Consider the following 17,321-nt stretch of genomic DNA (forward strand, 5'->3'; position numbering starts at 1 on the left):
ATCAGTAGGTATATCTCAGAATAACGAGTGACGAATAGCTTTTCCATACTTAATTTGAAACTGCACATTTTCTCCGATTCATACGTTGCATGAGATTATAAAATCCTCTGCGTTACCGCTGCAGGTATAGAAAAATCTTTCCTTACCCATATGTGCAGCTATCACCCACCCTTTGCCAGCGATGCCCCCACGATTGAGGTGCCAGCGTTCGCGCTGCCAGCAGGCATGGTCAACTGGAATGGGCCGCCGATTTCCTGACCCGTAGGGCCATAAAACTGGGTGGTGATGGTGCCTACGGCAATGGTGCCCTGGTTGAGGGCGCCCGTCACACCTTGCCCGCGCACCATGGTGCCAGCAAAATTGAACCCGCCGTAATTGACCGAGCCCGTGCTTCCAGAACCCGACAGGTTAAGCGCGCCCGTATAGGTCTGACTGCCGAAATTGACGTCATAGCTCGACGTGCCAGTCACCGCATAGGAGGCGCCCGTGGACGAATTGCCCGCCGCACCGTAGGCCACACCACTGTAATGCGCAGTGCCCGTACGCGCAGAGAGCAGATCATAACCGGTGGCCAAGCCGAAGACCTCATAGGTCTGCTGCACCGAATTGCTGTTGGTCGCCCCGTCGAACACATGCGCGAAGCTGGCGTAGGTCAGCGCCAGCTCGGTGTTGGCGCTACCGCTGTTGTAGACCTCGGTGGTTGCCGTCTGGCCGTTCACTGTCTTTTGATAGGTGGTGAAATTGGCTGAACCGCTGATCTTGTCTGCCGCGGTATATTGATAAGAGGGCAAGGCATAGTTGTTCGGCACCAGCAGGCTCCCGTCAGGGGTCTGCGTCAATTGCAGATGATCGGCGCCCGTGCTGGTGTAATAGGCAGGGGTGGCATTGCCGTGCGAGGCATAGAGCGTATCGGCCAGCGTATAATACAGCTGGTTGGTCACCAGATTGACCAGCGACAGGTTGACCGGCGTCAGCGCCGTGGTCGGCGCATAACCGATCAACGAACCACTGGCCGCGCTGCCGTCCGCGCCATTTGCCGTGAAGCTGGCGCCAACTTCCTGCCCATTGGGGCCGTAAAGGCGCCCGCTCAGCGTGCCAGTGGCATTGGCATGCAGGCCGCTGTAATTGACCAGCCCCGACAGCGTGCCGTCGGTAGACGAAAGCGTGCCACTGCCAGTCAGTTGCACACCGCCGCCCGTTGCGCCTGCGCCGGTGACCAGCGCGCTTTCGGTAACAGACGTGGCCGTGCTGAAGAGCCCTCGCTGAAAATCGATGTCGAACCGGCCGGTACCGCTGAAAGAGGCCGGCTCATAGCCCGGCGTGGTGGTCAGGCCGAACACATAGGTGGCCAGCGCCGCCTGCCCCGTGCGCGGCACCGCCGAGGCGGGCGTGTCGAGGCCATAGGTGAAGATGTCAAAGCTGGTGTTCTGCGTGGTGCCGCTGACTCCGTTGCGCTGCCAGAAGCCCAGCCCGACATATTTAGCCCCGCCGGTGCCACCAAAGGTTGCCGCCTGTAACGTCAGATAATCCAGCGTGCTGCCCGTGGTCTTCTTGAACACCGCCTGCCCGTTGGCATTGCTTGTGATGTCCGTCGCGGCAAAGCTCTGGCTGCGGCCTTGCGTGGTCAGCGTATAGGTGTTGCTGGCCAGATCATACTGGATGGTCAGCGCCGATTTGGCCGATGAGCCCGAGATCGTCTGCGACGTGCTCAGGTTGAAGGTGGCGCTATGCGTGGTGGCGTCATTGGGGAAGCTCTGACTGGCGACCAGGCTGGCCAGCGAAGCATTGGTGGGCGCGGCGGGCGGCGCAGTCGTCGAAGCCACACCGCCGCCGCCATCGCTGCCGCAGGCCGCCAGAGCCATGCTGGCGGCAGGCACGACGATGGCCCGGATCGCAAATTTCACGCGCATTCGCCCTGTTCTCCTGTCGCGCCGGATCACCGCATCAAAAGGCGGTGGTGATCCCGGCTTCCCCTACGAAACGTCTGTAATCATAAATTTGCACGGTGGAGGCATTTCGCTCGAAGCGAAAGCGCAGCACCGGAGCGATGCTGCCCACGCGGATCTGGCGCAGAGTCGCACTGACCCCGGCGATATAGGTGTTATCGATCCTGCGGTCGGTGAACAGAACAAGCCGCGCGTCGCCCTCCAGATGATTGTAGGCGGCATTGACCGTCACCGTGGTCTTGCCGATCTCGCGAAAGACATAGCCGTTCAGACCGCCGCCCGCCGTGGCATAGCCTGGATCACGCGCGGTCTGGCGGAGAGCCGTGACCTGCATGCCGCCGCCCAGCCTTGCGGAGAAGGCCCGGTCCAAACCTATCCCCAGCGACCACGCATCACCCGTTTCCAGAGCATCGCGCCGGTTGTCGATGGCTGCGAAACCGGCGTCCACACGGATCTGCGCCTTGCGACCCAGCGGATGCTGCCAATTGGCGCTGCCCAACCATGAGAAGGAATAGGGCACCGCGCCATACCATCGCCATGCCCCGCCGACTGCAAGGTTGAGCTTCCCCTTGCCCAACGTGATCTCGGGGCCAATCTGAGGCGCCAGAATAAAATCGTCGAATTCGCTGGCGCGATAAACATTGGCACTGCCCGAAACGCGAGCCAGCAGGTCCACTCCGTTCGCAGCCGGCACGCGAACAAAGCCCTGGCCACGCACCGTTGCGCCCAGCCCCGAGGAGGCTTTTGCATCATTGCTCAGCGCAAAATTACCCAGAACCGTGGCCAGCGTGGGCGCAGCGGTGGCACGGTTGATGTTGCTGTCAGGCGCGAGGGTCACCTCCAGACTGCCCCCCACCGGTCTGCGCACATCCAGCGCCTGCGCGTAAAAACGCACCGCCCGTTCCACCTCGGGCGGGAGCCCGGCGGCCTGTGCCGCGCGCAATTCGCGCCCCGCCGCGCCCACCCGGCCCAGCAGCGCATCGATCCGCGCCAGTTCCAGCCGCACGCGGGCAACCTTGGGCTTTTCGTCGAGGATCTGGCGTAGCAGTTGCGCTGCCTCGGTCGGGCGCTTGCATTGATAGGCCAGCATCATGGCCAGCCTGAACCGAGCCTCGGCGCGCACATCGGCATCGGTGTTACCGGCCAGCGCGCGATAGGCAGCCTCGGCGGTGGTATAATCTTTTTTATCGCGCGCGGCATCGGCGAAGCCGAATAGCTCGAACGGGGTGAGTTGGACGGCTGCCGGAGATCCCTGGGGCCTTTGATCCGCCTCTTGGGCGACCGCCACACTGGGGCAGAATGCCACATAAGCGACACACACAGCCAGTCCCAGCCCTGAAAAAATACCCCGTCGCCCCATAGTGCTTCCCTTAGGGCGGCAGTTTCAACTCAGCAAGAGTTACCTATAAATATCTTGACCTTACGCGCCCGAATGCATGATCATGCGCTGTAGGATATGTTACGCTGACCCAGAATAGAGAAAAGATGCTTTCCCGGCGCACAAAGCAGGAAGCGACATAGGCAATGTTTGGGCGTACTGTAGCGCGCGCGGGGTGCGGGGTCGGGATAAATTCACGCTTACGGCCTGTCACGCGAGAGAAATTGGGCAGGAAGCGATCCTGCTCGAACTGCGATTGATCACGCCACCGCTGGCGCAACAAGCGCGCTGGCCTTCTGTTCAAAAAATTCGGCACGCGCCCGATGCTTGCTTGAATCAGCGGCATCGCTTTCGAGAGCCTTCTCACGCTCCTCTTTCGCGCGCATGCGGTAGTAGGCTGCGTCGATCTGGTCGAACATGGGCATTCCTCTCAAAACGGTCACCTTTGGCGACTCGCTTGAACTTGCCTAGCACCGGAATGTTGCCCGTTCAGGTCAAATATTATACCAATTCATTGCTATGCTCGCCGAGGCTGCTCTCGCCAGATCCGGCCAGTTCATCACCGGCGCCTGAATCTCCAGCGAGCAAATCTCCGATCAGCCGGAGTCGGCGCTCCCAACGGCAACCGGAGACCGTGGCGGTTGCTGCGCGGGAAAGGCACATTGGCCCGCTACGCATTTGATGAAATCAGGGGGCCTGAACAACGCTGTTTCGACCTTCGCGCTTGGCGCGATAAAGTGCCGCATCGGCTTGATCGACCAGTTGGGCCGGATCACCTGGTTTCTGGAATGTGGTCAGGCCGATGGAAGCTGTCACCACCTTGAAGGGAAGATTGCCCTCGTGGGGGAGCTGCATCTCCTCGATTTCGGCGCGTAGGCCTTCGAAGAAAGCGAGGGCGCTTTGCACATCGATCCATTTGCTCGCCACGAGGAACTCCTCGCCACCGATGCGAAATGCCAGATCATCGCCTGCTCTGAGCGATCGGCGCAGCAAGCTGCCAATCTTGCGCAGAATCACATCTCCCGCCGCGTGGCCATAGCGATCATTGTAGGCCTTGAAGTTATCGACATCCAAAAGCCCGACCGCACGGACCATGCCATCGGCCTCGGCTTCCACAAAGCGTGGAAACTGGCCGGCATAGGCGCGCCGGTTGGGAAGGCCGGACAGCGCATCGATATGGGCATGGCGGGCCTCGGTCACATCGGTGAAAATCCAGAGCCGGGCTGCAAAGGAGCCGCTTTCATCGAAGGGCACGCTGCGGCGGGCCAGCACCCGCCCATCCTTCAGCAACAGCTCGTCCTCCGAGGCCTCCATGGTCGGATGGATGCGTTCGACCTCGCGCAAGAAGGCGGCCGGATCGACCAGTTGCTCACGCACCAAATCGAGCAGGACCATCTCATCGAGGGCCCTCAGCGCCCAGGCGGGGATGTTCCAGTGTTTGGTGAAGGCAAGATTGCAGTAAAGAATGCGGCGATGGGCATCCGCCAGCAACACGCCATCGGGAAGCGCATCCAATGCCCGTTCAAACATGGAGTGCTGCGGTGAGGCTGCCGCAGGGTCAGCCGTGATGTTGGAAAACTGGAAAATGAGCCGCCACCTTCTTGTCCCGGGCGCTATCCTAAGCCTGCTTGCCTAATGATCCCTTAGGGAAGGGTATCGTCAGTACACCTTGGGGCATGCCGCAAGGGCCAGCGGCGTCACCGCCCTCACGCGGCGATAAACATAGAGAGACGGCGTTTGCGGCATCTCCTGATAGTTATCTGCCAGGAACGCTCGGATGTCTGGCCTCCTCAGGAAAAAAGCGCGCATATCGAACGGGATCGGCTGAGAAGCATAGCGCACTTGGCGTTCAATCAGAATGGCGGCAGGCGGCGCGCAATGCATGTCCAGCGCGGCTTCTTCCAGAATGCGCCCGGACAAGATGCGCAGCTGCGGCGTGGAGGTCCCCGTGCTTTCGGCATGAGCGATCGCCGGAAGCATCCAATAGGTATAGAGGCGGGAATGCCACGGCAAATGCCTCTCCTCGACAAGAGGCCAGGCCCACAGAGGGTCCGCACCCAGAATTTGCACTGGCTGACCGGACGGAACCGTAGCCAGCGCCCTGTCCGCCTCAGACCGCTGGGCATTGGAATAAGGGCCGACAATCAAAGGCATTGCCATGGCCAGCACCAGCATCGCATACCCCAGCATCTTGGGCATGAAGCGTTGCTGCAGCCCACCCACCAGCGCGAAGCCCAATGCCAGCGCAAATGCGCCCGCTGTCGGCAAGGCATGATAGGCCCATCCCTTCATCTGCGCGACATAGGCAAAGGCAAAACCCAGCGCCGTGATCAGCAAGGTCTGCACCAGCGGATCGCCTTGCCTGCGCCCATAAAGACAGAACCATGTCGCCATCAGCGCCCAGAGGAGCGTCCATGGTGCGAGCAGCACGTCAAGCCAGGCTGCATAACCATAATAGCCAACGCGGATCATCGGTAGAATATTGCTGAAAAAAAGCCGGCGTCACCATGACGGCACCGATGGCGTATACCAGCGCAACCAGCGTCAGCGTGGTCGTTTCCGGCCTGAGCAGGCGCCACTCTCGGCGCATTCTCACGATCAACCACAGTTCCAACAGAACCGGGATCGCCACGAAATAGTGTTTCAGCGCAAAACCATAGGCCGCCATCAGGGCGACCAGCACCGCACATCCTTTCGAGGGCTCTCCCGCCGACGCCCATGTCCTCCGGGCGAGCAGGGCGGCATAGGGAACCGCACAGATCAGAGCGAGATGTTCGCGCTGGGCAAAATCGGAGAGCGGGCCGATCACCACCAGCCAGAAGGTCATCAGCATCGCCACAAAGAGCCGCGACGGCGTGGCATACCCCGCCAAATGCCCGACCAACCAGGCCGACAAGGCACCAAGCGCCACCACCCCCATCACCAGAAGCTGCAAAGGCGGTACGTGCAGCGCCTGAGCCAGCAGCCGGATCGGCATCGCCGTCCAGAACCACAGCGGCGGGTTGACCTCCCATATGTCGAGGTAGAGTTGCGAGCCCCCGAGCAACTGTCGCGCAATCCAGAATTGCCATACGACGTCATGCGACAGTGGCATTCCTCGCAAGGTCAGGGCGGTGACGATCGCAATGCTGGCGAGTAAGCATGCCGGAAGTTGGGCAGGTAACTGAGCCTTGAGGCGTTGAATGAGTACCGACGCCTGATCATCAGCAGCAACCGCAGCAACGTCAACTTTGGTCATGGTATCGTTCTTTGGTGAGCTCCAGTGGTCATCCCGATCTCCGTCCATGCCGCAGGCATAGTGCAGCATTTCAGGGCAATACACAGCGGCCACTGCTTGGCTGCCATATAAATCCGTCCAAAATACTCTCCGAAGACGCCCATGATCATCAGTTGCGCACTATCCACAATAAAAAACAACGCCTGCTTAAACAGGATTTCTCCCGGGTGGCAAGGATCGTTATCTATAGAGCAGACCATAGCCTTCTCGGATCTTTTCGAGAATTTCGGTAAGAAGCTCTGGCGGATCCTGTAGATCAGCGTCGATAGCCAGCACCGGATCGCCGCAGCAAGCCTACCATTTGGCGGTCAATGTTAGCTGGTATCCGTTGGTTGATGCTAACCGGCTGCGGCAATCGAGCCGCATAGGCAAAAATCATCGGCTATGCCTGATCTTGCGGGCCATCTTTGATCAAGAAAATCCCGCCATTCTCCGGAAATTAAATTTCGAGAGATTTACGAGATAATTATAGAAAATACCAAGCACTGATTGGCAAATTCGACGCCAATTAACAATACAAAATCTACATTATATCATATAATACTTATTAAATTTCTGGATTTTATCAGTTTCATCCAACGCCATAGATCGATTGTCAAAATTAAAAATTTAACAATCGATGACTTTCGACGAAACGACCCACCGCTCTTAATTGATAAATCGACAATGACCGCCGCCCACATTCAACGAGGTTCAGCGGATAGCCGACTGGCCCATTTTTCCAGACACGACCGGAATAAATCGATCCAGTACCATCCGCATCGCCCAATCCGATACTCATAAAGATTGAGTCGATATCGGTGGTTCTTCGGAGCAAGTGCAACTGCTCTCTTCTGCTCGCAGATCGCTGCGGATCGTTCGCCGCACTTCCACAAGAACGCCGCCCGCCAGTTTCCAAGATGAGCAGTTTCCGGCGCCACGTCCGTGACCTCCTTCGCGATCGCTATAGCTTCCCTCTGCGCACCGGAAAGGCGAAGGGCCTCCCCGAAGGGAACAAGATACATCGGCATACGTCCCGTCTGCAAAAGGATCTCGCGGTGAAGCGCCACGGCTTCAGCATGGTTACCAGCACGTGTAAGGGCGCGCGCCAGACTCAACGCAGCAAGAGTCGCGTCAGGATTTAATCCGTATGCCGCTTGTGCAAGCGCCAGAGCCATGCGCGGTCGAACATCGGGCTGCCTCTCTGAAAGTGTGCCGAGATACACAGTACTGATAGATCGACGTGCCCGGATTGTTTCGGTAACAGCCTGAGCATCGAAACGATCTTTCAGCACATCTTCAATCAATTGCTGAAGCAGACCGATCTCGTTGAGAAACGTGCCTGTCGGATGACCGCTATATGGGGCAGGAATCAACACTGACGGCGTTTCTGCCGCAATTTTTGCGGCATGCCTGCGATCGAGTGGCAAGTGTGGATCATAGACCAGTACCGGCTTTGCCCGGCATCGCGCGGATCCATCAATCTTGTCGAGCCAACGGATCCTGCGAGAATCCTCCGGCCAGCGGTTTTCCCAGCGCGCACGAGAAGGATTGATCGACCATTGCGGAGATAGTGCAAGCACGGCGTCCGCCCCAACCGCATCGGCAAAGCGTACAGCCGCATAGCCCCCCATGCTTGATCCGTATGTTATCCGCCGCAGGGCACCAGCGGTTGCCTTGCGAACCGCCGCAAGCGCATCGAAAACGTCGTCATATTGATACCAATCGTTGCCACGCCCAAGAATGTGGATTGCAGAAATCCCCATCCCCGACAGGATCTTTTCACAAAAACCGTGGCGATCAAAACCATTTCCGATACTGTGGTGATCAAAGGTAATGACCCAAGGCTGCGCGGAATCGGCCGTATTTTTTTTGACCAGCAGTGTATCACTGCGGAATAATTCGACCGACATCCACCCTTCCTTTTACGGCCTCTCGAGATACCTCTCTAGCAATTTATTTGGATCGAACAACACCCGCAGCAATCAGCATAAAGAGCATGCACAAGAGACCCTATTCACCCCGGGAATGCCGGTATGAAATGAGTTGTAGGTTATCGTCCTACAATCCACATCAATTCCAGCGATGATGATCGATGCGTTCAAATTTGACCAAGGAGTTATTATCGCACAATTCCCGGCCAAATGCTTGCCATGTGGGTAGTACGTGAGGGGGGATGGTCGCGACGTAGCGGATGCGCATTTTGCGAACGAGCTCATCTGCATTGAAGCATCAATACATGCAGAAATCGATGGTCACGATAATCGCTTGCCCATCCTGCTTGTTTGATCCGTCTGTTCCACCACTTGCACAGGCTCGATCATGACTTGATTCAAGCTTCCCGGTGGCAATGGCAGGGAGAAAATTTTGCAGAAGCAGGCTGGGCGCCGTATTGCTGGGAAGGTCTGCCCGGCCGACCTCAAGCACGCCAGGCATAAAGCGCATCTGATAGTTCGCCCCCGCAGACAAACTTCCGACCTCAATCAGGTAAAGGCCAGGAGGAGAATCTGTCGTCGCGCTTGTTGTCAGGGTGCCCATCAGCCTGTCGCCTGACGCGAGACCATCACCGGCGATGGTATAGGTCAACAATGGGTTGGGGGCGCCGGATTGACGGACAACGGAATCGGCCGTCACCAGAATGGATCGGGTCCCTACGGTCAAGGTCCCCGGCCTATAGGCAATCACATAATTGCCACTTTGCAGCCCGGAGGCCGTCAGGCCATAGCCCCCGGCATTGATCGCCCCCTGCGCCGCACCACCATAGACAAGCGCGCCACTCAACACCGAGGCTGTCTCGCCATTGACGAAACCGGCATAGGCCACACCATTGCCGCCGCTGTAGGCCAGCCCATCATAGGTTTTGGAAGCATCATTGGCTGTGACGATCAGCGGTGACTTATTCACCACCAGCGTGGCGGGCGCATAGGTAATCGCATAATTCCCACTGCTCAGACCCGAGGCAGCCAGCCCATAGGTCCCGGCATTCACCGCGCCCTGCGCTGAACCGCCATAGGCCAGTGCGCCACCCAATACCGAAGCCGTCTCGCCGTTGACAAAGCCTGCATAGGTGACGCCATTGCCTCCGCTATACGCCAACCCATCATAGGTTTTGGAGGCATCATTGGCCGTCACCGTCAACGCTGCCTGATTGACTGTCAACATGCCCGGGACATAGCTGATCGCGTAGTTCCCGCTGCTCAAACCCGAAGCTGCCAGCCCATAGGTTCCGGCGTTCACCGCGCCTTGCGCTGCGCCGCCATAGGTCAGCGCACCACTCAGCACGGAGGTTGTCTCGCCATTGACGAAGCCCGCATAGGTCACACCATTGCCGCCGCTATAGGCCAGCCCGTCATAGGTTTTGGTCACATTATTGGCGGTGACGGTCAGGGCTGCCTTTTGCACAGCCAGCGTGCCCGGCGCATAGGAAATGGCGTAATTCCCACTGCTCAGACCCGAGGCTGTCAGCCCATAGGCACCCGCGTTCACGGCACCTTGCGCCGTCCCGCCATACGCCAGCGCGCCGCCCAACACCGAAGCCGTTTCGCCATTGACGAAACCGGCATAGGTCACGCCGTTGCCGCCGCTGTAGGCCAACCCGTCATAGGTCTTGGACGCATCATTGGCGGTTACAGCCAGCGCGGCCCTGTTCACCGTCAGCATGCCCGGTGAATAGGTGATGGTGTAGTTCGCGCTGCTCAAACCCGAGCTTGTCAGAACATAGGTCCCAGCGTTCACCGCTCCCTGCGCCGAACCGCCGTAGACCAAAGAACCGCCCAGCACAGAGGCTGTCTCACCATTGACAAAGCCCGCATAGCTCGCGCCGTTGCCGCCGCTGTAAGCCAACCCATCATAGGTTTTGGATGCATCATTGGCCGTCACGACCAGCGCGACTTTGCTCACCGCCAGCACCCCCGGCGCATAGGTGATCGCATAGTTCCCGCTGCTCAATCCCGAGCCTGACAGGCTATAGGTCCCGGCGTTCACAGCCCCTTGCGCCGTGCCAACATAGGCCAGTGAACCACCCAGCACAGAAGCCGCCTCACCATTGACGAAACCGGCATAGGTCACGCCATTGCCACCGCTATAGGCCAGCCCATCATAGGTCTTGGCCGCATCACTGGCGGTCACTGTCAGCGCGGCCTTGTTCACCGTCAGCACGCCATCGGCCAGCGCCAGTTGATAGCCGTCAAGTCCGGCCAGCGAACCTTGCCCCATCGTGATGGCATAAGCTCCGGTGCCGACACTGGCGCTCGCCGCAGCCCCGCCCGACGACAGCGTCGGAGAGCCTGACAAGGCAGTCGCCAGCGTATCCGGCAGAAAAGCGCCCGAAACGCCGCCGCGCAGCCCGCTGACCGTGTAATCCGTGCCGACAACCGTGCCGAAACTCACCGTATCGCCATAGGTCTTGGTGCGGTCTGCAGCGGTAAGAGTCAGCACCGGCGCCTCGGCAAAGAGGTAGCGGTTGCCCGTCTGCGCCATCGATCCCATGGCTGAGACGCCCCAGATCGCAGTGTTGCCGCTGTCCAATCCGCCGAAGGAGGAAGTCGAAGGGCTGGCCGCATAGATCAGCCAGCGGCCATTGGGCGTGGTCACCGCGCCAGCCCCCGCCTGATTGACGAAACGCTGGCCCGCCAGCAAGCTCACCGCATCGCCGCTGGCCGAGGAGGTCACCACCGCGCCAGAGGCGAGGGTCAGATCGCTCCCCACCGCCGCGATCTGCACCGCGCCGGTGGAGGACAAAGACTCCACGGTCAGCGCATCGAGATTGTTGACCGTCACCTGCCCCACCGGCGCTGAAGCCGAGAGCGTGGCAAGATGGTTGGCCCCCGTCAGGCTGTAGCTGCCCGCGCCGCTCAGCAGCAGCCCCGCTGCTGTTACGGCGCCCGTCGCGGCAAAGCTGGCACCACTGGCGACATTGAGCTGAAGCGTCCCCCCACCCCCATTCCAGGAACCGTTCAGGTTAAGGCTGCCGCTGCTTAGCGTGGTCGCCCCTGTATAGCTGTTCGCGCCCGAAAGCGTCAGCGTGGAAGCCCCCGTATCCTTCACCAAAGCCCCCGCGCCGGACAGCGCGCCGGACAGAATCTGGTCCGCGGTGGAGGACATTTCCAATGTCGTACCGCTGCCCAGCGTGATGGCGCCGGCATAAGAGCCCGATCCCAGCGTGCCGTTGCCCGCGATCTGGACGGTGCCGCCATTGATGATCGTCGGCCCGCTGTAGGCATGGGTGCCTGACAGGCTGAGGGTTCCACTCCCCGCTTTGGTGAGGGACAGGATACCCGTGCCATCCTGCAGAATGCCGCTGAAGCTGGTGGAACTGTTCGCCCCGCCCGTGGTCAGCGTCGCCCCGCCCGCAGCGCCATTGGTCACCACCCCCGCGCCGGAGAGCGATCCCACCGTGGTCGAGAAGCCTTGCAGATCCAGCACCGCGCCGCTGGCGATGCTCAGAGTCGTCAGGCCGCCAAACGCACTGTTCGATCCGGCCAGCAGAGTGCCCGCCGCAAGGGCCGTCACCCCCGAATAGGTGTTGGTGCCAGAGAGCGTGACGGCACCCGCACCGCTCTTGGTCAGGCTGGCCGCATTCGTAATCGCGCCCAGCATGGTGCCAGTTGCAGCGGCGCCTTCGGTGTCCAACGTCAGCGTTCCGCTGCTGGAGATCGTCCCGGCGGAACTGCTGGAAAGGCCGCCCGCACCCAACGCCGTCAGCGAGATGGCCCCATTTGCGCTCAGCGCCGCATTGAGCGCGACACTGCCTCCGGTGATGCTAATCGGCCCCAGCACGGACAGCGCATTGCTCAGCGTCAGCGAGGCCGTGTTGGTCGCTCTGCCCAGCGTGAAGCCCGTCAGGCTGCCGCCGAAGTCCCAATCGCTGCCAAAGCTCAAGATCCCCGATCCGGCGCGCAGATAGGTAAAGCTGGTGCCGGATGGCTGAATGGTCAGCGCGCCCCGGGTCTGGGCCTTGATCGAGCCGGATGTGGCATTGCTGTTGCTCTGGTTGATCGAATTGGCATTGATGGTGATGGCGCCGCTGGCGGTGTTGCTCCCGTCATCGCCGATGCGGATGCTGCCTGCCGCATTGGCGGCGGACAGGATCAGCCCATCGGCATTGGGGCCAATCGCCTCCAGCGTGTTGCTGCCGGTGATGGCGATCGCTCCGCTGCTCGACACAATGCCGACCTGCCCGGTGACGGTATCGCTTTCCAGCCGCACCCCTGCCGTATTGCCGCTGGTGTAATTGTTGGTCGAAAAGCTTGCCCCGCCACTGAGCGCGATGGCGCCGCTGTCGCTGCGCACGATGGTCTGGTCCCCGGCACTGCGGGCAACCAGCGTCAGCGCGTCGCGCTGGCCCGTGCTGCCGCCCGTGCTATCGGCCCCGGTTCCGGCGATGGTGATGGTGCCGCTGCCGCTGGTGATCAACACATTGCCGGTGGCGCTGCCGGAACGCCCGCCCAGCATCACCCCCGTGCCGCTGGCATATTTGCCCAGCAGATCGCCCGCGATCGCGATCGAGCCGCTGGTGGTGGTGAGCGAGGTGCCGGTGTCGAGCCAGATGCCGACATTGTTCGTGCCATTGTTGAGGGTGCTGGCATTGCTCTGTGCGCGCAGGCTGATGCTGCCTGCGCCGGTGGTGATGCTTGAGGTCCCAAGATAGATGCCGGGGATGTTGCCGGTGTAGCTGGTGACCGGATTGGCCCCCACCGCCAGTCCCTTGAATGTGCCGCCCGGCAAGCCCCCGCCCATCCAGACGCTGCCGCCATTGGTGTTGATGGTCGATCCGGTGATGGAGATCGGGCCGTCATGCCCGGTGGAGTTGTAGCGCGTCCACAGCACCAGATTGAGCGCGCTGTTGGCGGAGGTGATCGTGGCACCGGTCAGCGTGATCGGCGAACTGCCCGACGCATTGCCCGCCTGCAGGGTCAAGGTGGACGCGGTACTGCCTGTCTTGGCGAGGCTGACGCCGCTTTGCCATGTGATGCTGCCCGTCACCGAATTGAGCACATCGGTACCGGTGCCCAGCGTGTTGGCATAGCTGGTGGCGATGCTCTGGGTGATGGTGCTGTCCGCCGGATCGATCAGCCATGTGCCGCCCGCCCCCATCGACGCCCCCGCATCGACCAGCCCGCCCGCACTGTCGACCTGATGGCCCGAGGTTTCGACCATGCCGCCCGCCCCAGAGCCCGCGCCGCGCGCCCGGATCGTGCCGGCAAAACGCGTGAGCGATGCCGGATCGGCCACATCGGACCACAGGACGGCGGTGCCGCCCTGACCATCCCCCATGGCGCTGACATCCACGCTGCTGCCCGCAGCCATGCTCACGCTGGTGGCCTGAGGCAGGCCTCCCGCGCCATGCAGACCGCCGCCGACCAGCACGGTGCCCCCGGCGCTGCCTCCGGTGGCGGCCAGACTTGCGCCAGTGTCGAGGTCGATATCCTTGCCGGTCAGGGTGATGGCCCCGCCTTGCGTCGCGCCCGAGGCATCCACGCTGCCCGCCACCCTTACCGCGCCGCCCGCCCCGCCATCGAGAATGACAGTGCCCCCCTCGGCATGCGCACCCTGAGCGGAGAGCGCGCCGGGCACATTGACGGCGTTGCGGATGGCGTCAGAGACGGTCGCGGCGCGCAGCTCAATGCGCGCGCCCGACAGCTTGCCCGCCATCTCCACCAGAGCATCGTCGCCCGAGGCGGGGGAGGGAAGCACCACCTGCAGGAAGCCATCGCCGGTGAGGTCCAGCGTGGCCTGCCGCCCCGCGCCCAGACCGATGCGGCCCAAGGGCGCGGCAATGGTGCCGCTGCTCGCCACCTTGCCGCCCAGCAGCGCCGCAAAGCCACCGCTGCCTATGCTGATCGCGCCGCTATTGCTGACGGTTCCCGTACCGGAACCGCTGAAGCTGAGCGAAGCATTGGCGAAATCGCGGTCGCTGATATCCAGCGTGGAGGCGACAAAACCGCCGCCCATCGCCACCGTGCCGGACGGCGTGATGGCGATGCCATTGGGATTGACCAGAAACATCTGCCCATTGCCGCTGACCGTCCCGGCAATGGTCGAGGCCGCGGCGCCCGTCACCCGGTTGAGGATCGCCGCGCTCACATTCGGCTGATTGAAGGTGACCGATGCCCCCTGCCCCACCGAAAAACTGTCCCAATTGACCACGGCGCGCTGGCTGGTCTGGTCCACGGTGACGCTGCTGGCGCCGCCATGGATCGCCGCATTGCCCAGCGCCACGCTGCCGCCTTGCGGCAGGCTCGCCTGCGCATGGGCCAGCGCACTGCCCGACAGCAGCATGGCGATCAGGGCGATACGGGCGGGAGTGCGCGCCATGCTCAGAACCTCACCGCTGTGGAGACATTGACCCGCGCGCCGTCGGGGCGGGCATGGCCACCGGTCATGCCCAGTTCGACTTTCAGGCTGGCGCCTGGCTTGCCGGTGAGGGCGAAGCGCGCGCCCATGCCGAAGGCGTGAAGCGTGGTGAAACGCGGCTCCACCGCGCTGGCCGCATTGAGCCAGCCCCAGCCCTGAGCCGCGAAGAGGTAATGTTCAATGGCCGCGCCACGCACAATGGGCGGGAGCATATGGCCAACCTCGGCGCGCAGGGTCAGCCCCTGATCGACGCTGGCGCTGCCCGAGGGGAGGGTCGAGGCCGCCTCCGGCCCATCCAGCGTGAACTGTTCGGAGAGCATCTGGGGCTGGCCAAAGGCATCCTGCCCGCGCGCAACAAGATGAAGATGCAAGCCCTGAGCCGAGCCCACACCAACCCGCGCCGTGGAGGCCAGCGTGGAGAAATGGCTGTCCGCGCCCTGCCGTGACAATGGCAAGGACTGCGTCCCATCGCGCCCGTCCAGCCCATGCGACAGGGTGATTTCCAGCCCGGTCTGGACGCCCGGCAGCTGATATTGCCATTCGCCCCCGATGCGCAGCGCACGATAGCTGTCGCGGTTGAGGGTGAGGTCGAAATCGGGCGCGCGCAAGCTCTGCCGGATGGCGGCGAAGGTGCCGGTCAGCCGCAGCGTTTCGCGGCGCGTCCGCACCACCGGCACCGTCAGACGCATTTGCAGGCGGGTGAAATTACCCACGGTGACCGGCACGCCGGGCGGCGGCGTGGGCTGGGTGCGCGAGATCACGGCCTCGCCGTTGAGCGTCACCCCACCCCGGCCCAGCGGCACGGTCAGGCCGCCGCCCAGCACGCCGAAGGGGCCATGGGGGAAGCCGTAGCGGCCCAGCGCCGGTTGCGCTCCGGCAAAGGCATAGAGCTGGTCGCCCAGCCCCAGCAGATCATTGGCCGCGAGGCTGGCATTCACCGCCCATGTGCCCAATGAGGCAGGCAGCGTGTTGTCGAGACCGAGAGCGCCGTTGAAGCGGTCAAACCGGCCTTCCACGATGAGCCGGGCGCCGCCGGTCTGATCACCACGTGTCAGGGCGCTGCGCAGATGGGCGCCGGGCAGATCGGCGGCCAGCAGCAGGGCGCGCTCGATGTCGCTCTGCGTGATATGGCGGCGGCCCACCAATGCGCGCAGCCGCGCCAGCACCAGGCCCCGATGGGCAGGCGACAGGGCGGAGACATCCACCGCCTCGATAAAGCCATCGGTGATGACGACGCGCAAGGGGCGGCCCGGGGCAAGCTGTTGCGGCGGAATCGTGACCCGCGCCAGAATATAGCCGTGGCGCGCATAGGCCTGTTCCAGCTGGCGCGCCGCCGCGAAAAGCCCGCCCACCGTCATGGGCCTCAGCGCGATCTGGCGGGCAAAACTGCTGTTGGCCGCGGCCATCTCCGGAAAGGCGCCTTCCAGATCGAGGGGGCCCGGATCGACCGGAAGGTCAGCGCCACGATCCATCGCATGGTCCGCCGGGGCCGAGGCATCGGGCGTGATCAGAGGCGCTTGCGGCTGAACCGGCGGCGGCGGGGCGATGTCTCGGGGTGTCACCTGACTGGGCGCCACCTGCGCGGCAGCCATGGGCACATGGGCCAGACCCGCGAACAAGGGCACGGTTAACCCTATGGTACGACAGCCTGTCCGGGCTTTCGAGACTGTGGCCGCTGGCAAATTTCTCTCTGTGGATCGCGCTGTCGATGCTGATCCGCAGATGTATCAGGCGGCTGTTGAGGCCTCTTTAAGCATGTGACCGTGTTTTCTCTGATGGATGAGGCTTGGCGCACCTTTGGGCGGCCCGTCCATGTTGGATGCAGACGCCTCCGGCAGCCATCAAAGGCTCGCCAACCCATTGCCGACAGGATAATCCCCGCCCAGGGCTCCCTGCAAGATAGCCCCTATCGGAAGAACATGTTCACACTTGACCACATTATCAGCGACCGAGGCTCCAAATATGCCGTTTCAGGATCACCCTGCGCGGATCTGGACGAAGCCAGAGAGCTGATCGCGCAGCTAAAAGCGCGAAGCAAAAAATTTGCCAAGGCAACGCATCACAGCTGGGGGCTGATCGCCGCATCGGGGCCGCTCAAGGACGATGACGGCGAATCTGGTGCCGGCAACATCATCCTCAAGATTCTTGAGCGCGAGGGTCTCTCCAACCATCTTGTCGTGGTCACACGCTGGTATGGCGGCAAGCATCTGGGAGGCGACCGTTTCAGGCATGTCCGCGATGCGGTCATGGCCTATCTTGCTGAAACTGCTGGCAGCGCACCCATGCGATCCGGGCTGTAACGAGCAGCGCAGTGGGGCTCTCGCGGCCCTGAAGCAATGGCGGCAGGCCTTAATGCGCCAGTGCGGCCTGATTGCCCCTGCTCAAG

Annotated in this window: 10 protein-coding genes; 1 reads left to right on the forward strand and 9 read right to left on the reverse strand. The window is 61.8% G+C overall.

From position 1 onward, the window contains the following. Window positions 1-161: 161 nt before the first annotated feature. The 9 genes from HGK27_RS23195 to HGK27_RS23235 form a co-directional block, all read right to left on the reverse strand. A complete protein-coding gene (locus HGK27_RS23195) occupies window positions 162-1,910 on the reverse strand; it encodes a transferrin-binding protein-like solute binding protein (RefSeq protein WP_241127781.1) in 1,749 nt (582 codons plus the stop codon). Window positions 1,911-1,944: 34 nt separating this feature from the next. Further along, a complete protein-coding gene (locus HGK27_RS23200) occupies window positions 1,945-3,234 on the reverse strand; it encodes a surface lipoprotein assembly modifier (RefSeq protein WP_241127783.1) in 1,290 nt (429 codons plus the stop codon). 350 nt (window positions 3,235-3,584) lie between these two features. Continuing rightward, entirely contained in the window at window positions 3,585-3,743 is a 159-nt protein-coding gene (locus HGK27_RS23205) for a hypothetical protein (RefSeq protein ID WP_206245252.1), read from the reverse strand. Window positions 3,744-4,011: 268 nt separating this feature from the next. Then, window positions 4,012-4,854, reverse strand: coding sequence for a sensor domain-containing diguanylate cyclase (locus tag HGK27_RS23210; RefSeq protein ID WP_206245253.1), 843 nt, complete (start codon window positions 4,852-4,854; stop codon window positions 4,012-4,014). Between the two features lie 129 nt (window positions 4,855-4,983). Next, entirely contained in the window at window positions 4,984-5,796 is an 813-nt protein-coding gene (locus HGK27_RS23215) for a hypothetical protein (RefSeq protein WP_206245254.1), read from the reverse strand. Further along, window positions 5,756-6,562 (reverse strand): hypothetical protein, encoded by an 807-nt coding sequence (locus tag HGK27_RS23220; RefSeq protein ID WP_206245255.1) that lies wholly within the window; start codon window positions 6,560-6,562, stop codon window positions 5,756-5,758. The genes HGK27_RS23215 and HGK27_RS23220 overlap by 41 nt, the downstream gene beginning before the upstream one ends. Before the next feature lie 722 nt (window positions 6,563-7,284). Further along, the gene (locus HGK27_RS23225) at window positions 7,285-8,493 is read right to left on the reverse strand and encodes an alpha/beta fold hydrolase (RefSeq protein WP_206245256.1); all 1,209 of its coding nucleotides are present in this window, start codon (window positions 8,491-8,493) and stop codon (window positions 7,285-7,287) included. A 319-nt stretch (window positions 8,494-8,812) separates the two neighbouring features. Further along, complete coding sequence (locus tag HGK27_RS23230; RefSeq protein ID WP_206245257.1) at window positions 8,813-14,896, reverse strand: MBG domain-containing protein; 6,084 nt, start codon at window positions 14,894-14,896, stop codon at window positions 8,813-8,815. A 2-nt stretch (window positions 14,897-14,898) separates the two neighbouring features. Further along, on the reverse strand, window positions 14,899-16,560 hold the full coding sequence (locus HGK27_RS23235) for a ShlB/FhaC/HecB family hemolysin secretion/activation protein (RefSeq protein ID WP_206245258.1): 1,662 nt from the start codon (window positions 16,558-16,560) through the stop codon (window positions 14,899-14,901). Window positions 16,561-16,854: 294 nt separating this feature from the next. Here HGK27_RS23235 and HGK27_RS23240 point away from each other — a divergent pair, with 294 nt between their 5' ends. Then, complete coding sequence (locus HGK27_RS23240) at window positions 16,855-17,235, forward strand: YigZ family protein (RefSeq protein ID WP_206245259.1); 381 nt, start codon at window positions 16,855-16,857, stop codon at window positions 17,233-17,235. Window positions 17,236-17,321: the final 86 nt, after the last annotated feature.

This window comes from Novosphingobium terrae, assembly GCF_017163935.1.
GTDB classification, from domain to species: Bacteria; Pseudomonadota; Alphaproteobacteria; order Sphingomonadales; family Sphingomonadaceae; genus Novosphingobium; species Novosphingobium terrae.